The 15,406-nt window shown below is 57.8% G+C and carries 11 protein-coding genes and 1 other RNA gene; 2 read left to right on the top strand and 10 right to left on the bottom strand.

Features of this window, described 5'->3' with window-relative positions; all coding sequences use genetic code 11:
• Nucleotides 1-122: 122 nt before the first annotated feature.
• A complete protein-coding gene (locus tag CSQ86_RS04180) occupies nt 123-2,378 on the top strand; it encodes an extracellular solute-binding protein (protein WP_165773739.1) in 2,256 nt (751 codons plus the stop codon).
• 90 nt (nt 2,379-2,468) lie between these two features.
• On the opposite strand, the gene secA is transcribed toward CSQ86_RS04180, so the two are convergent.
• The 10 genes from secA to CSQ86_RS04130 all read right to left on the bottom strand — a co-directional run bounded on the left by secA (nt 2,469) and on the right by CSQ86_RS04130 (nt 14,557).
• Entirely contained in the window at nt 2,469-5,414 is a 2,946-nt protein-coding gene (gene secA / locus CSQ86_RS04175; RefSeq protein WP_100493872.1) for a preprotein translocase subunit SecA, read from the bottom strand.
• 212 nt (nt 5,415-5,626) lie between these two features.
• Entirely contained in the window at nt 5,627-6,289 is a 663-nt protein-coding gene (hpf, locus tag CSQ86_RS04170) for a ribosome hibernation-promoting factor, HPF/YfiA family (RefSeq protein WP_033890100.1), read from the bottom strand.
• Nucleotides 6,290-6,491: 202 nt separating this feature from the next.
• An RNA gene (gene rnpB, locus CSQ86_RS04165) (RNase P RNA component class A) lies at nt 6,492-6,866 on the bottom strand.
• Between the two features lie 54 nt (nt 6,867-6,920).
• The gene (locus tag CSQ86_RS04160) at nt 6,921-7,613 is read right to left on the bottom strand and encodes a regulatory protein RecX (RefSeq protein ID WP_100493871.1); all 693 of its coding nucleotides are present in this window, start codon (nt 7,611-7,613) and stop codon (nt 6,921-6,923) included.
• A gap of 2 nt (nt 7,614-7,615) precedes the next feature.
• The gene (gene recA / locus CSQ86_RS04155; protein WP_100493870.1) at nt 7,616-8,818 is read right to left on the bottom strand and encodes a recombinase RecA; all 1,203 of its coding nucleotides are present in this window, start codon (nt 8,816-8,818) and stop codon (nt 7,616-7,618) included.
• Between the two features lie 290 nt (nt 8,819-9,108).
• Nucleotides 9,109-9,342 carry a DUF3046 domain-containing protein gene (locus CSQ86_RS04150; RefSeq protein WP_100493869.1) on the bottom strand — a complete coding sequence of 78 codons (234 nt, stop codon included), beginning with the start codon at nt 9,340-9,342 and terminating at the stop codon, nt 9,109-9,111.
• Between the two features lie 115 nt (nt 9,343-9,457).
• Nucleotides 9,458-9,970, bottom strand: a complete 513-nt coding sequence (locus CSQ86_RS04145) for a helix-turn-helix domain-containing protein (RefSeq protein ID WP_100493868.1) — start codon at nt 9,968-9,970, stop codon at nt 9,458-9,460.
• Nucleotides 9,971-10,082: 112 nt separating this feature from the next.
• Complete coding sequence (locus tag CSQ86_RS04140; RefSeq protein WP_165773738.1) at nt 10,083-10,619, bottom strand: CinA family protein; 537 nt, start codon at nt 10,617-10,619, stop codon at nt 10,083-10,085.
• Between the two features lie 194 nt (nt 10,620-10,813).
• The gene (gene pgsA / locus CSQ86_RS04135; RefSeq protein ID WP_165773737.1) at nt 10,814-11,482 is read right to left on the bottom strand and encodes a CDP-diacylglycerol--glycerol-3-phosphate 3-phosphatidyltransferase; all 669 of its coding nucleotides are present in this window, start codon (nt 11,480-11,482) and stop codon (nt 10,814-10,816) included.
• 66 nt (nt 11,483-11,548) lie between these two features.
• Nucleotides 11,549-14,557, bottom strand: coding sequence for an FtsK/SpoIIIE family DNA translocase (locus tag CSQ86_RS04130; RefSeq protein ID WP_423734804.1), 3,009 nt, complete (start codon nt 14,555-14,557; stop codon nt 11,549-11,551).
• A 102-nt stretch (nt 14,558-14,659) separates the two neighbouring features.
• On the opposite strand from CSQ86_RS04130, the gene CSQ86_RS04125 reads away from it, so the two are divergent.
• Nucleotides 14,660-15,406, top strand: coding sequence for a Fic/DOC family protein (locus CSQ86_RS04125; protein WP_240542291.1), 747 nt, complete (start codon nt 14,660-14,662; stop codon nt 15,404-15,406).

Here is a 15,406-nt window from a genome sequence, read left to right as displayed (position 1 = left end):
TCGCTGACATGATTCATATTCGTGCATTCCGGCAAGCCCGTTGCATTTGTTGCCAAAGGTTGCCATAATATTGCCGAACGTTCTTGTTCGCTTGGGCAATGCCGCTGAAAGGAAGTCAAATCATGGCGCAGTCGCAGCATAAAGCCACCATTTACGACATCGCCCGACAGGCCGGAGTCAATCCCTCCACCGTATCCCGCGCGCTGAGCCAGCCAGGCAGAGTGGCGGCCAAAACCGAATTCCGCATTCGCCGCATCGCCGAACAACTCGGCTATCTGACGCAGACGGAGCAGTCGGATGGCGAAGCTCTCCCCTCAACCGGCATGATCGCCGCCATTGTGCCGACGCTGACCAACCCGCTGTATGCCGGCATCATCAATACCCTGCAGCGGGAACTTGACGCCAGAGGATACGGTCTGATCACATTGGACACCGATCAAAAACCGTCCATGGAGCGTAAGGCCATGTCATATGTGATGCGCAATGTGGACGGCGTGGTACTGATCTCCTCGAGGTTAAGCGAACCGGACATTCGACGCATCATGATGGTGCGACCGATCATACTGATCAATCGCACAGCTCCTGGGTTAAACAGTGTGGTTGTGGATGTGGCCAGGGCCATCGATGACGCCGTACACGCGCTCAAAGAAAGCGGCCATTCCTCCATCACTTATTTGGCGGGCCCCGCCAGTTCATGGTCCAATGAATATCGCCGGCGCTATATTCGGTCCGCGGCTTTTCGCTATGACATGACCTATCGTGTGGTGCGCGAATGCGAGCCCAGTGTCGCAGGCGGCAGCGCCGCCATGGAACAGTACCTCATTCGCCCCACCGATGCCGTGTTTGCATTCAATGATGCGCTCGCAGCCGGGTTCATCATCGCCGCACGCCGCAATGGACTGCGTATTCCGGAAGATGTGTCGGTAATCGGCTTCGACAATACGCAAATGGCTTCGCTGCTGACGCCTACATTAAGCACCATCGATTTGAAGAGCGATCAGGTGGCCGAACGAGCTGCGGATGCATTGGTGCAGACCATCCGCAACCCAGCTGGCATACGTCCCGAGCCAATCACACTAGCCGCCGAATTCGTCAAGCGCGATTCGCTGAACACCCATAAGCGTTCCACGATGAAACTGGGCCCATATGCGGAGATCAGACGCTCAAGCGATACCATCGTGCTGACCATGCTGTCGAATGCGTTCAACGAAACCATGCCGCGAATCAACGAGTTCATGCGTACGCATCCGCATATCGTCATCGATCCCATCGAAGGACGCACGCAGGAGAACACGCTATCGCTGTACTGGGAGCGTGTGATCAATCATCGTTCGGTTCCGGATCTGATCAATCTTGAACGGACCGCGCTCCCCCAGCTTGCCGCATCGGGTGCGTTGCAGGATCTATCCAGCAAGGCGATAGAACAGGAGCTTGCCCCCAAGGTGGATCGTGCGGCATGGCAATCGGCCCATTACGCCGGCAAACTCTATGGCATTCCGGGCGATCAGTCGCAAACCGTCATGTTTTATCGGGCTGATTTGTTCGACCACTACCACATCAAGGTGCCTGATACGTGGGACGCCTTCTACGAGACCGGCGTGGCGCTGCATGCTCGCAATCCCAACAGGTACATGGGAGTTCTTGACACCACAGACGTACAGCACTATCTCTCGTTCTTCCGTTCGGCATGCGTCCGACCGTGGACGGTGGAGAATGACTCCACCATCATCTTCCATATGCGCAGCGATCTGGTACGCAGCGTGGCTACATTCATTCAGCAGTGCATTGACGATGGCGCGTTGAATGCAGAGCCTATGTGGGATAACCGGTATATGCGTGCCAAATCTGGAACCTATCTCACAGTGACCTATGCGAATTGGCTTGGCAAGATTCTTTCGATGTCGTATCCTGCGGATCGAGGATTATGGAAGGTCACATTGCCGCCGGCATTTGCGGATCCCAGCCAAGTGACCACGGCGGAAATCGGCGGTTCGACATTGGCGGTCAGCGCTGGATTGCCACCTAAGCGTTTGGAAGCCGCGATGACGTTCCTCAAATGGTTCCAACTTGATCCGGTTTCAGTGGAATTGCGCGCGCCTGGTGGCGTGTCCGCTGCCGCTGGCTATGTGGAGGATTTGACTCGCCGCGGTACCATCGACCCGTATTTCGATCAGCCGATTTATGACGTCTATGCCAAGTCAGCAGAACGCGTCAATAGGGATTGGGATAACCTGCCGTTCTACAGCCAGCTTGATGCGGAATTCGCGCGACTGATTGTTCCGGCATTGCGACCGGGCGGTCGCAGTCAAGACCTGTTCGACGAGTGGGAGCGGCGTTTGAAGATCTATGCGGTCTCCCAAGGGTTCGCAGTGAAATAAACACAACAAGACGCGCTCAAAGACACCAATGGGGGACCACCTCTTCAGGCAGTCCCCCATTTGCTAGTGAACTATTGCAGACGAATCAGATCACTTCTCGTTCTGGCCGTGGCACATCTTGTACTTACGACCGGAACCGCACGGGCACGGAGCGTTCTTGCTGGTACCCGGGAAGGTACGGCCATCGGCCCACGGGGTCTTCAGCTCGTCGCTCTTCGGGCGCTTGGAAACCGGAACCTTGCCTTCAGCGTGGCTGATTGGAGCCGGGCCCGCCACCGGAAGGGTGGCATCGCCGGCAGCGGATGCAGCGGCTGAATCGGCAATGGCCTGCTTCTCCTCGGCATCTTCCTCGGATTCCTCCTCGGTTTCGCCTTCAGCGGCCTCCTCCTCGCTTTCACCGTCTTCATCCGGGCCTGCGGCCACGGTTGCGGCGGAATCAGCACCGTCAGCAGACTCGGAGACACCGGTTGCGCCTTCGGCGGCGGCTACGGCGGCATCCTCATCATCAGTGGTGCTGTCATCCTGGGTGGCGGCTACCTGCTTGACGTCAATGTGGAACAGCAGCTGGACGGACTCCTCCTTGATGGCTTCGATCATGGAGTTGTACATCTGGTAGCCTTCACGCTGGTATTCGACCAGCGGATCGCGCTGGCCCATGCCACGCAGACCGATGCCGTCCTTCAGGTAGTCCATCTCGTAGAGGTGTTCGCGCCACTTGCGATCGAGCACGGCGAGCACCACACGACGCTCGAGGTCACGCAGACCCTTTTCGCCGATGGTCTTCTCCAACTCGTCGTACTTCTCCTTGGCGTCCTTGACGATCAGATCACGCACGGCTTCAACGGCCTTTTCGCCCTTGAGCTTGCCGGCGGCTTCCTTGGCCTCATCGATGGTCACCTTGGTGGGCACCACGGTGTTGAGCGCCTTGAACAGGCCTTCCCAATCCCAATCCTTCGGCTTATCGGAGCCCTTTTCAGCACCCTTGACATAGGATTCCACGGTGTCGGCGATGAAGCGCTCGACATCCTCGTGAATATCCTCACCCTTGAGCACGGCCTGACGCTCAGAGTAGATGACAGTACGCTGCTTGTTCATCACGTCGTCGTACTTCAGCACGTTCTTACGAATCTCGTAGTTGCGGGATTCCACGGCCTTCTGTGCGGTGCGCACGCCCTTGGTCACGGACTTGGATTCGATGGGCTGGCCTTCCTCCATACCCTTGGCCATAACCTGGGCCACGAGCTGGGTGTTGAACAGACGCATCAGATCGTCTTCGAGGGACAGGTAGAAGCGGGATTCGCCTGGATCACCCTGACGGCCGGAACGACCACGCAGCTGGTTGTCGATACGGCGGGATTCGTGGCGCTCGGTGCCGAGCACGTACAGGCCGCCAAGCTTCTTGACTTCCTCATGCTCGTCCTTGACCTGGGCCTTGATTTCATTCAGAGTGCCCGGCCAACGCTTCTCGTACTCCTCCGGGGTGTCTTCCGGCGAATACCCCTCGGACTTGAGCTTGGCATCGGCGAGGAACTCGACGTTGCCGCCGAGCATGATATCGGTACCACGACCGGCCATGTTGGTGGCCACGGTCACGGCACCCTTGCGGCCTGCCACAGCCACAACGGCGGCTTCCTTCTCATGCTGCTTGGCGTTCAGAACCTGGTGAGGAATCTTGGCCACATCGAGCAGCGTGGAGACCACTTCGGAGCTTTCCACGGAAGCGGTACCGAGCAGCACCGGCTGGCCCTTGGCGTGACGCTTGGCGACGTCCTTGACGATGGCGGCGAGCTTTTCCTTCTTCGTACGGAAGATGAGATCGTCCTGATCCTTGCGGATCATCGGCTTGTTGGTCGGAATTGGCAGCACGCCCAGCTTGTAGGTGTTCATGAACTCGGCGGCTTCGGTTTCTGCGGTACCGGTCATGCCCGCGAGCTTGTCGTACATGCGGAAGTAGTTCTGCAAGGTGATGGTGGCGAAGGTCTGGTTTTCGGCCTTGACTTCCACGCCTTCCTTGGCCTCGATGGCCTGGTGCAGGCCCTCATTGTAACGGCGGCCCGGCAGGATACGGCCGGTGTGCTCATCGACGATGAGGACTTCGCCCTGGGTGACGACGTAATCCTTATCCCTAATGAACAGTTCCTTGGCCTTAATGGCGTTGTTGAGGTAGCCGATCAGGGCGGTGTTGGCAGGCTCATACAGGTTGTCGATGCCGAGGAAGTCTTCGACCTTGGTGATGCCCGGGTCCAGAATGCCGACGACCTTCTTCTTTTCGTCGACCTCGTAATCCTCGTCACGGGTGAGCTTCAGCACCAGCTTGGCAAACTGGCGGTACCAACGGGTCACGTCACCTTCGGCCGGGCCGGAGATGATCAACGGGGTACGGGCTTCATCAATCAGGATGGAGTCGACCTCATCGACGATGGCGTAATGATGGCCACGCTGCACAAGGTCGGCCTTCTCCCAGGCCATGTTGTCGCGCAGGTAGTCGAAGCCGAACTCGTTGTTGGTGCCGTAGGTGATGTCAGCGTTGTACTGCTTGCGGCGCTCCGGCGGCTTCTGCTCAGTGATGATGCAGCCGACGGACATGCCGAGGAAGCGGTAGATACGGCCCATCAGCTCGCTCTGGTAGCTGGCCAGGTAGTCGTTGACGGTGACCACATGCACGCCCTTGCCTTCGAGCGCGTTCAGGTAGCTCGGCAGGGTAGCCACCAGGGTCTTGCCTTCACCGGTCTTCATTTCGGCGATGTTGCCCCAGTGCAGAGCGGCACCGCCCATGAGCTGCACGTCGAAATGACGCTGGCCGAGGGTGCGCTTGGAGACTTCACGCACAGTGGCGAATGCTTCAGGCATGATTTCATCCAGGCTCTTGCCGTTGTCCAGCTGCTGCTTGAACTTCGGGGTCTGGGCCTTGAGGTCCTCGTCGGACAGGGCGGAGATTTCATCCTCCAGGGCGTTCACGGCCTTGGCGACATTCTCGAGTTTCTTGATCTGACGACCTTCGCCCATGCGAAGGGCTTTGTCAACAATATCGACCACTGGGTTCTCCCTTGATTGATTTCGGTGGTTCCGCGTACCAGAATACCGCTCCCTTTCCAGCTTGCATGTTTTTTTCGACCAAATTACGAAAAAATAGAATCGCAATAAAGAAGTCATCAACAGCCATGAGAAATCTGCAATGAAAAAGGCCGCTTCCCTTTTCGGAAAGCGGCCTATCGACTATTGAATTAGCGCACTACAGCGGTAATCAATCAATCCTTCTTGACATTCTCCGGAGTATCAATCTCGAAGACACCGTAGCTCCAACCATGACGGTGATAGACGACGGACGGGCGACCGGTCTCCTTGTTGACGAACAGGAAGAAGTCATGTCCGATGAGTTCCATCTCGTACAGGGCCTCGTCGATGCTCATCGGCTCCGCGATGTGCAGCTTACGACGGATGACGATCGGCGTATCGCCAACCTGGACCTCCACGGATTCGCCAGGACCAAGATCGGAAGCGACTGCGGCTGCAGGGCTGTTGTTCGGCTCTTCCTCAGCCTCCTCGACCTCGGGCTCCGGAGCGGCGACGCCCAAATCAACCGGCACCGGGTTGGTGTATCCACGACGATGATCCTTGCGGCGATCGCGGGTACGGCGCAGACGAAGCGTCAGCTTATCGAGCGCCATGTCCAGCGCACTGAACTCATCCGTGCTGGAAGCTTCGGCACGCACCACAGTGCGGCCCGCGATAACGGTGATTTCCACGCGCTTGGCGGTATCGGCCTGACGCGGATTGCCCTCATGGGTCAGCACAATCTGCGCGCGCTGAGCATCCGGGGCGATAGCGGTCACACGATTCATCTTGGACTCAACAACATCACGGAACCTTTGCTTGATCTGCGTGTGACGTCCGGTAACGACGATTTCCATGTTGACCTCCTAGTGACTCAAGCGGTGTTACCCGCTATATGTGGTCCAAACGGCATCATCACCGCTTGGGTAAGTTTCATTGTAGACGAACAATGCGTGAATCCTTGGCAACTCGCCCGGTAACTTGCTTAAAGCAATATGTTTCTTTGCTGGCCCGATTACGAAACATCACAGCACATAGACTGAGGGTTTGGAAAGAAGTTGATTGAGACCTCTTATACCCCGGGTTCTGTCGTGTTGCGCGTGAACGCACAACACGGATGGCCATCCATCTCGACCTGACGTTACCGCCAAGCTCTAGCAGCCTACCCGATGGCACGGGCGAGCAGCCCTTACCGCCATCTGCTTGGCCTTGCTCCCGATGAGGCTTGCCATGCGGCCTGCTGTTACCAGAGGCCCGGTGGTCTCTTACACCGCCGTTTCACCCTTACCCGTCGAGGACGGGCGGTCTGTTCTCTGCTGCGCTATCTCTCAGGTCACCCTGGGCGGACGTTATCCGCCATCGTGCTCTATGGAGCCCGGAAGTTCCTCAGCCGATTCCAATGAAGTTCACGGCCGCGGCCATCAAGAGGTCTCAAGGGTGCAATTATACATATGGTGTGGAGAAGAGCAGCACCAGGAAGCTCGGCAATCACACTAGCAACGCTTCGGCGACTTCCCGCAGAGTTGCAGGATTGTGGCCCTTGCGGCCACCTGCCGACCAAAACCGGCGCTGCCGCACCTGCCGTTCCAAGCCCTCGGTCTTATGTGCCACACGTCGGCCCAGTTCCCATGCGGCTTCCTCAAACACACCGTTCCGCTCGGCTTCATCCGCGACTTGAGTAGCTAGCGCATGATCAACACCCTTACGGGCAAGCTCCATCATGGTGCCGCGGCGGCCCATCATGCGATTCGCGCATATACGAACCACCGATTGCGCATAATCGAGGTCATTGATCAGATGTACCGCAATCAAACGGTCAATTACACCATCGACCGTATGCTCAGCATATCCCTTGCCAATCAAACGATCGCGCAACGCACCTGACGAGCGCGGCGCAGCATCAAGCAAACGCAACGCCGCTTCACGGCAGGCATCACCATCATCGGGATTTTCAACGGTTGCAGATCCGGCCGACCGTGAATTCCACAGGGAGGTCTTCCCCTTATTTGCCTTCACGCGCGTGGTCCTGCCACCTCGTTTGAAGGCGTGAGGATGTTCCTCGCACCGAGACCGGGACTCACCGGCCTCGACATACGATAGGCGATCATCTTGAGGTCCCTGACTCTCACCATCCTGCAGCACAACCGGATTGTGCTGCAGGAATGCTTCCGCACTAATCACGTTCAGGCCTTAGCAGCGGCATCTTTGACCGGCTCGGCCTTAGCCGCACGCGCGGTTTTGACTGCAGCGGCCTTGCTGTCTTTGGCTGCATCCGCTGCGGCAGCTTCGCTGGCAGCTGCCTTGGCAGCAGCCTCCTCATCCTCCGCGAACTGATCGGACGGTGCAATGAGACCGAATTGGGCCTTGACTTTGTTCTCAATTTCCTCGGTGATGGCCGGGTTGTCTTTCAGGAACTGGCGGACCTTCTCACGGCCTTGGCCAAGCTGATCGCCCTCATAGGTGAACCAGGAACCAGACTTCTTGACCACACCGACTTGCTGGGCCATATCGATAACCGAGCCCTCGCGGGAGATGCCTTCGCCATAGAGCATGTCGAATTCAGCGGATTTGAACGGCGGAGCCATCTTATTCTTCACCACCTTGACGCGCGTTCGGTTGCCGACAGCCTCATCGCCATTCTTGATGGTCTGAATGCGGCGAATATCCATTCGCACGGACGCATAGAACTTCAGCGCCTTACCGCCAGTGGTGGTTTCCGGGTTGCCGAAGAACACGCCGATCTTCTCACGCAACTGGTTGATGAAAATCGCAGTGGTGCCAGCCTGCGCCAACGCACCGGTCATCTTGCGCAATGCCTGGCTCATCAGTCGTGCCTGCAGACCGACATGACTGTCTCCCATATCGCCATCGATTTCAGCCTTCGGCACCAGCGCGGCCACCGAATCAATGACAATCACATCCAAGGCACCCGAGCGAATCAGCATATCGGCGATTTCCAATGCCTGTTCGCCATTGTCCGGCTGAGAGACAATCAGCGAATCCGTATCCACGCCGAGCTTTCGCGCATATGCCGGGTCCAGCGCATGTTCGGCATCGATATAAGCGGCGACACCGCCTTTCTTTTGGGCATTGGCCACCACATGCAATGCCAGCGTGGTCTTACCCGATGACTCAGGACCATAGATTTCGACAATGCGTCCCTTGGGCAGACCACCAATGCCGAGGGCCATATCCAGCGCCAAGGACCCAGTGGAAATCACCTCAACGTTCTGCTCCGGCCTGTCCCCCAGCCGCATTGCCGAGCCTTTGCCGAAGCTCTTCTCCACTTGAGCCAATGCGGCGTCCAGCGCAGCCTTGCGCTTGGGATCGAGCTCGTGTTCGGCCGCACCTGCCGGTTTCTGAGCCGACTTGGTTTCCTGTGCCATGATCTTCTCCTTATCGAAGTCGCGTGCGGTTGATTATTCCACCGTATGCGGGCATCGCCCCTAGGAGCAAGCTCGAACGACCTATGTGGTTCGAGCTTGCCCTCATACGCTGCACGAACACCATCAAACCCTACTGCCATAAGGCTTTGCCGAGTTCAAAGCGCTACCGCAACCATGTATGTGGCTTCATCTCGCTGTGGATAACTATAGAACAACACACGAACATTTGTTCGAAATCAGCGAACAACACGCCCGAATTGCCGCAAAACGGCATCGTATCCAGACATGAATCATGCCGCCGGCATCGGAGGCGCATTATGATCATGCCCCCAACGCCTGGAATCCGGTATCTCCATCTGGTCGCACAGCACATTCCAGACCACGCGTGGTTCCTCACCGGCATCAAGCGCCTCGACTGCCGTCATATTCGCCAATTTGGGCATCCTCTGATCTTGCGCCAGTGAGCGGCCATAGCTGCGGCCGAACACTTCTTCCAGCAACTCCCAAAATTCACGTTCACGCATACCCGACAGTGTGCCACACCCTGGCGAACACGGCAGATGGCATCAACAAAAAGAGCCTGTAGCCATAGCAGCTACAGGCTCACCCGTTGCGCATAATTCGCGCAACCGAGAATCATTATTCAGCAACCGAGTCGAGGTAATCCGCGACCATACGCAGCATCTGCGCGGTGCTTACACCAAGCGAATCCGCGATCGAGCTGAGCAGCTCGGAGCTGGCCTCCTTCTGGCCACGCTCGACTTCGGAGAGATACCCCAAAGACACCCCTGCCTTCTCGGACACTTCGCGCAATGTGCGACGATCGCGCGTGCGCAAGTCGCGCAACACATGACCGATTGCCTCGCGCAGAGACACATCGTGAGGAGCGGCCTCGGCGGTCACGCTCTTCACCACAGCCGCACGCGGCTGTACTTCATTGTCTTCTTCCTGACGCATACGAGCACGAGCGGCCTCGCGCTCATCCTTGGCCCGCTTGGCCGCCTGAGCCTTCAAGACCTGCTGCTGGGCAAAAACCACTGCACGGCGCTGGGCCGGAGTGAGTTCACGCATACGTGCAACACCTGGTTGCACTCTCATCGGAGTCTTGACGGTAACATCCATTTGCTCATTCACTGGCGTCATCGTTTCCATCGCCTTAGCCCCCTTCCAGGCCTGTTCACTGTTTCCATAAGGTTCAACACCACATACCCACGGTTTTATTCCTGAAAAGTTGCTGAAAATAGACTCAAGTTTGGCTGATGCACTAATGAAGTAGCCGTTCCAAACGGATAAGCACGTTGAACACGGTTTGCAATCGCACCGCTTCACGCGTGCCGGAAAGGCGCAATTCAATGGCTTCGATAAGCTCATTGCCGTTAGCTCGAAGGCTCGAAGGAATACGGAAACCGGTATAAACCAGTCCGGCAGGTTTATCTCCATCCGGGCCGGGGCCCGCCACGCCGGTGGTGGAAAGACCGATGATACGACTCTTATATTCCGGCTGATCGTAGAGCCTCGCCGTTGCAGCCGCCATCTGCCGCGCGACCTCGGGATGCACGGCACCCTCGCGAGCGAGCAGATCACGATCGACGCCGAGCACGGATGCTTTGGCTTTGATGTCATAGGTGACCGCCGAGCCAAGGAACACATTCGAAGCACCGGGAATGCGCACAAAAGCATCCGCAAGCAATCCCCCGGTCAGCGATTCCGCGCAAGAGATCTTCGCCCCACGAACCTCGCAGATCTTCAGAATCCGCGCGGCCGCATCATCACAGGCTTGACGCAGTTGATTCAAATCCATATCCCCAGTGTTTACCGCGCACATTGTCACAACCCTTTCAAACGATTCTTTTCCGATCATCCACCGCAAGTAATCCGTTCATGCAACCTATCCCTGTACATCATGAACATCATGTTATGAAAATGGGATGCGACCTTAGCCGCATCCCACCCCGATTTCATCTCTGGCTGAAGCCGAAGATGAACCTTGCCGCTTTACTGCTCGGCCTTCTTCGGCGCCACGAACGTGTTATATAGATACACGCCGCCGGAGTATAGGCACAGTACCAACGCCACGTAGATGATGGTGTAGGTCAGGAAGTAATAACCTGTGAGCCACATTGGCGTGGTGGCACTGTTATCCAACGTCCACATCGGCAGCAGAAGCATCGAAAGGCCCACACACTGGAATACGGTCTTGAGCTTGCCCGGCCAAGCGGCGGCGATCACTTTGCCGCCCGGACGCTCCATCACGAAGAAACGCATAACGGTGATGCCGATCTCACGAATCAGGAACAAGGCAGTGACCCACCAGCCGAGCTCGCCGAATACGGAGCATACGATCATCGCACCGCAAGTCAGCAGCTTGTCCGCGATCGGGTCCATGAGCTTGCCCATTTCGGTGACCTGATTGTACTTGCGTGCCATCCAGCCGTCGATCTTATCGGTGGAGGCGGCGATGATGAACAGTACCGCAGCCACCCAGCGCAGTGTGAGATTGTCTGCTCCCCATTCGCCAGCCATAACATCCAGCACCAGGAAAATAATCACCAGTACGATGCGCGAATATGTGACCAGGTTCGGCGGCGCATTCCAACCATCGAAAATCGATGCCTTGGGATTGGCTTTTACCTCAGCCTGCTTATCCGTTGATTCACTACTCATACTGTTCACGTTACCCCCACACTTCTACCTTGGGTAACAGTAAGCTGACTGTCAGCTGAAAAACGTCTATTCCCCACCGAGTTCGCCTTGCGCCGGAGCGGATGGCGTCAACGAGCTGGTTTCGCCTCGGATAAAGGCAAGCACCTGCGGGAGATCCTGCGGCTGGACGAGTACTTCGCGTGCCTTCGAGCCTTCAGACGGACCCACAACACCACGGGATTCCAGTAAATCCATGAGGCGGCCGGCCTTGGCGAAACCGACACGGAGCTTGCGCTGCAGCATGGAAGTGGAACCGAATTGCGAGGTGACCACGAGCTCTGCGGCCTGCAGCAGTACGTCCATATCGTCACCGATCTCCTCGTCTATCTCGGCGCCACCCTTCTTTTCGGCTTCCTTGGCCATCTCCTCAATGTCTTCGCGATACTTCGGCTTACGCTGGGTTCGCACGAATTCCACAGCCTTACGAATCTCGGATTCGGACACCCACGAACCCTGCACACGGATTGGCTTCGCTGAGCCCATCGGCAGGAACAGGGCGTCACCCTGACCAATCAGGGTTTCCGCACCCACCGTGTCCAGAATGACTCGGGAGTCAGTGGCCGAAGAGGTGGCGAACGCCAGTCGGGAAGGAATGTTGGCCTTGATAAGGCCCGTCACCACGTCCACGGACGGGCGCTGCGTGGCAAGCACCAGATGCACGCCTGCGGCTCGTGCGAGCTGGGTGATGCGCTGGATGGAGCTTTCCACATCATTCTTGGCCACCATCATCAAATCAGCCATCTCGTCCACCACCACGAGGATGTACGGGTATGGAGCCACCTTGCGCTTGGAGCCGAGCGGCGCATGCACCTTGCCGGCGCGTACGGCCTCGTTGAAATCCTTGACGTGACGGAAACCGAAGTATTCCAAATCGGAGTAGCGGGCATCCATCTCCTTGACCACCCACTCCAGCGCCTGCGCGGCCTTCTTCGGATCGGTGATAATCGGCGTCAACAGGTGTGGAATGCCAGCGTAGGCGGAAAGTTCCACGCGCTTCGGATCGACCATAATCAAACGTACCTGCTCAGGTGTGGCGCGCATGATGATGGAGGTCAGCATCGAGTTGATGAAACTCGACTTACCGGAACCGGTGGCACCGGCCACCAGCAGATGCGGCATCTTGGTCAGATCAGCGGTGACGAAGTGACCTTCCACATCCTTGCCGATGCCGGAAAGCATCGGGTTCGGGTCATTGACCGCCTTGTCGGAACGCAGTACATCGCCCAAATGCACGATTTCACGATCCTCGTTCGGAATTTCGATGCCGATGGCGGATTTGCCGGGAATCGGGGAAAGGATTCGTACGTCGGAGCTGGCCACTGCATACGCGATATTGCGCTGCAAATTGGTGACCTTCTCCACTTTGACGCCGGGACCGAGCTCCACCTCATACTGGGTGACGGACGGGCCGCGTAGGAAGCCTACCACCTTGGCATCCACGTTGAATTGTTCGAACGTGGAGGTCAACGCTCGGATGACACGATCATTGGCCGGGGTACGCATCGCATGCGGCTGCCCCTTGGTCAACAGGTTCAAGTCGGGCAGCTGATACGGGCGGTTCGCATCATCATCGGCACCCGCAGCGTCAGCATCACCATCAGCGACCGCTCCGGACTGGCCTACACCGCTGCCGTCCGCATCGGCGCCCGCGTATGGTGCCGTGGCATTTCCAGCCACGGCAGCCGCAGCAGCAGCCGCGCTCGGCGCCCACGGATCGTTGGCGGCATTGCCCGACGGCATTACTGTAGTGCCATCGGGGCCGGATCCTGAAGGCATAGCCACGGTCGTTCCGCCGGAGATAACGCGCGGCAGGCCAGCTCCAGCAGCACCAGCAACGGCACCCGCTCCCCCACCCAGGGCCGTGGTGGCGGCACCAGCCGTATCATCGGCGAATGGAGCATTACCTGCCACATGCGGGCGGCCATCGTAGGAGGATGAGACAATCGTGCGTCCGCCTGCGCCAGAGGCATCTGTACCATCAAGAATCTCACCAGTCGAGGAATCCACCACCGGCGTCTCGGCGGTGGCACCATGCTGGCTTGCCGCGCGGTCGAACGGATCGTCGGCGGCATATCGGTCAAGCCTCTTATCATCTTCAGTCTTGGACTTATGTCCGAACAGACGGGAGAGCCAGCTGGGCTTGCCACTGGCCTGCTCCTCGTCAGCGCTCTCATCATCCGTGCCATCGTGCGCCGGCACCCCATCGGCGAACGCAATCGTGGCGTCGCCCAAACGCACCTCATTGGGGAATTGCGAGCGCTCGTCACCGGCAGCATCCGAAGCCTCACCTTTAGGCGCATAAGGCTTGCGCTGTACGAATGCCATCAGTTTGTGCGCATCCTCAGGCAAATCGGTCACGTGGGTGCCGGTAATCATAAGCAGCGAAAACAGACCGAATACCACGAACACCACGATGGCAAAAGCGGCGGAAAGGCCCCAAGCCAGTGGAGAGCCCAGAAAGAATCCGAAGAGTCCACCGGCGGATTGCAGAACGGTGATGTCGAATGTGGTGTGGCTGGAGGCGACCGCTACATCGATGATCGAGCAAATCGACCACATGAGCAGCACCCAGCCGGTGATGACTCTTGGGTTGCTGGATCCGCGACCAGAGTTGCGCATCAGTCGGAAGGCCACGGCGGCAAGCAACACTGGCAGTACCACACTCATGACTCCGAGTACTCCGGATGCCATGGCGTGGAGCAATTGACCGAACGGCCCATTCACCCGGAACCATTCGGACGCGCAGAACAAGATTGCGAGTATCAGGAGCAGGAAGCACAGCCCATCACGCCGGTATGCGGGGTCGTATTCGCCCACGCCGGTCACCGCGCGCACGCCGGAGCCGAATGCGCGTGGAATAGCAAGCAGAACCTTATGCCATAGCGGCTCGGGTTCAAGATCAATTTCCGGCTGGATTCTGGTTTCTCCATCATGTGTAGAACCATAATCGCCGTTTGCGGACTTGCGTGATCGAGTGCTGTTTGAAGATGCTGTACGTGCCATATCGCGTCTGATTCTACATGTATGGGGTCTCATGACCACATCAGACACGATTCATGGCTTATCATGGGTGGCATGACACCCGCAGAGCGTGCGAGCGCAGTCGCATTTGCACTCAAGAACTGCGCACTGGAGGCCATGACGCCGGGCGAGGCAACGATGCGAGCCGCGGCGGCTTATGAACAGGGCAGCCAGGATGTAAGCCAGCTCATCGATATCGCCGATGAGCAAACCTCCATGCGCATTCATGCCGTGGGACCGACCGGGGAGAATCGTCTTTCGGATGGCTCTTTGGACGATCACGCCACGAATCGCGCGGATGCCGTATTCGCGCGCACAGTACTGTTGGCTGAGCGCCGTTGGAATCCGTCCGGCGACTTGGATGAGTTGGTGGCGATTCATCGCGGATTGTTTGAGGGCGTGTTCGATGACGCCGGAAAGCTACGCACGTCGAACACCACGCGTGAAGTGACCAATGATCGGGCGCGAGCCAATAATCCGGAGGCATTCTTCCCAGCGGGTTTGATTGAGACGGGCGCGCATAACATCGCGATGGAATTGGCGGAGAACCGTAATCTTCATGCGTTGGACAGGGACGTGTTCATCCACAAGTTCGCCGTTGTGTATGACGAACTTGGCTATTTGCACCCGTTCCGCGGAGGCAACGCGATGGTGCTGCGCATGTTCGGTTCCCGGCTCGCGCATGATGCCGGCTGGGATCTGGACTGGGGCTTGGTGACGCGTGAAGCCTATCGCACGGCCAAGCACACGGCATATCGCGGGGATATTGCCGCGTTCGAGCGCATGTTCGAATCGATGCTACGCCCTGCGAATCCGACACGCGTGTTCCTGATCGCCGGATGGGATCAGGGGCCTGCACACTGA

The sequence above is a fragment of the Bifidobacterium felsineum genome, assembly GCF_002802915.1.
In the GTDB taxonomy this organism is placed as follows: domain Bacteria; phylum Actinomycetota; class Actinomycetes; order Actinomycetales; family Bifidobacteriaceae; genus Bifidobacterium; species Bifidobacterium felsineum.
This window is presented reverse-complemented; position numbering and strand designations above follow the sequence as displayed.

Coding starts and splice junctions, on each gene's coding strand:
- CSQ86_RS04150 (WP_100493869.1), bottom strand. CDS start 9,342: ATGCGTGAACGTGAATTTTGGGAGTTGCTGGAAGAAGTGTTCGGCCGC.
- pgsA (WP_165773737.1), bottom strand. CDS start 11,482: ATGAGTAGTGAATCAACGGATAAGCAGGCTGAGGTAAAAGCCAATCCC.
- CSQ86_RS04125 (WP_240542291.1), top strand. CDS start 14,660: ATGACGCCGGGCGAGGCAACGATGCGAGCCGCGGCGGCTTATGAACAG.
- CSQ86_RS04130 (WP_423734804.1), bottom strand. CDS start 14,557: ATGAGACCCCATACATGTAGAATCAGACGCGATATGGCACGTACAGCA.
- hpf (WP_033890100.1), bottom strand. CDS start 6,289: ATGGAAATCGTCGTTACCGGACGTCACACGCAGATCAAGCAAAGGTTC.
- CSQ86_RS04180 (WP_165773739.1), top strand. CDS start 123: ATGGCGCAGTCGCAGCATAAAGCCACCATTTACGACATCGCCCGACAG.
- CSQ86_RS04140 (WP_165773738.1), bottom strand. CDS start 10,619: ATGGATTTGAATCAACTGCGTCAAGCCTGTGATGATGCGGCCGCGCGG.
- CSQ86_RS04145 (WP_100493868.1), bottom strand. CDS start 9,970: ATGGAAACGATGACGCCAGTGAATGAGCAAATGGATGTTACCGTCAAG.
- recA (WP_100493870.1), bottom strand. CDS start 8,818: ATGGCACAGGAAACCAAGTCGGCTCAGAAACCGGCAGGTGCGGCCGAA.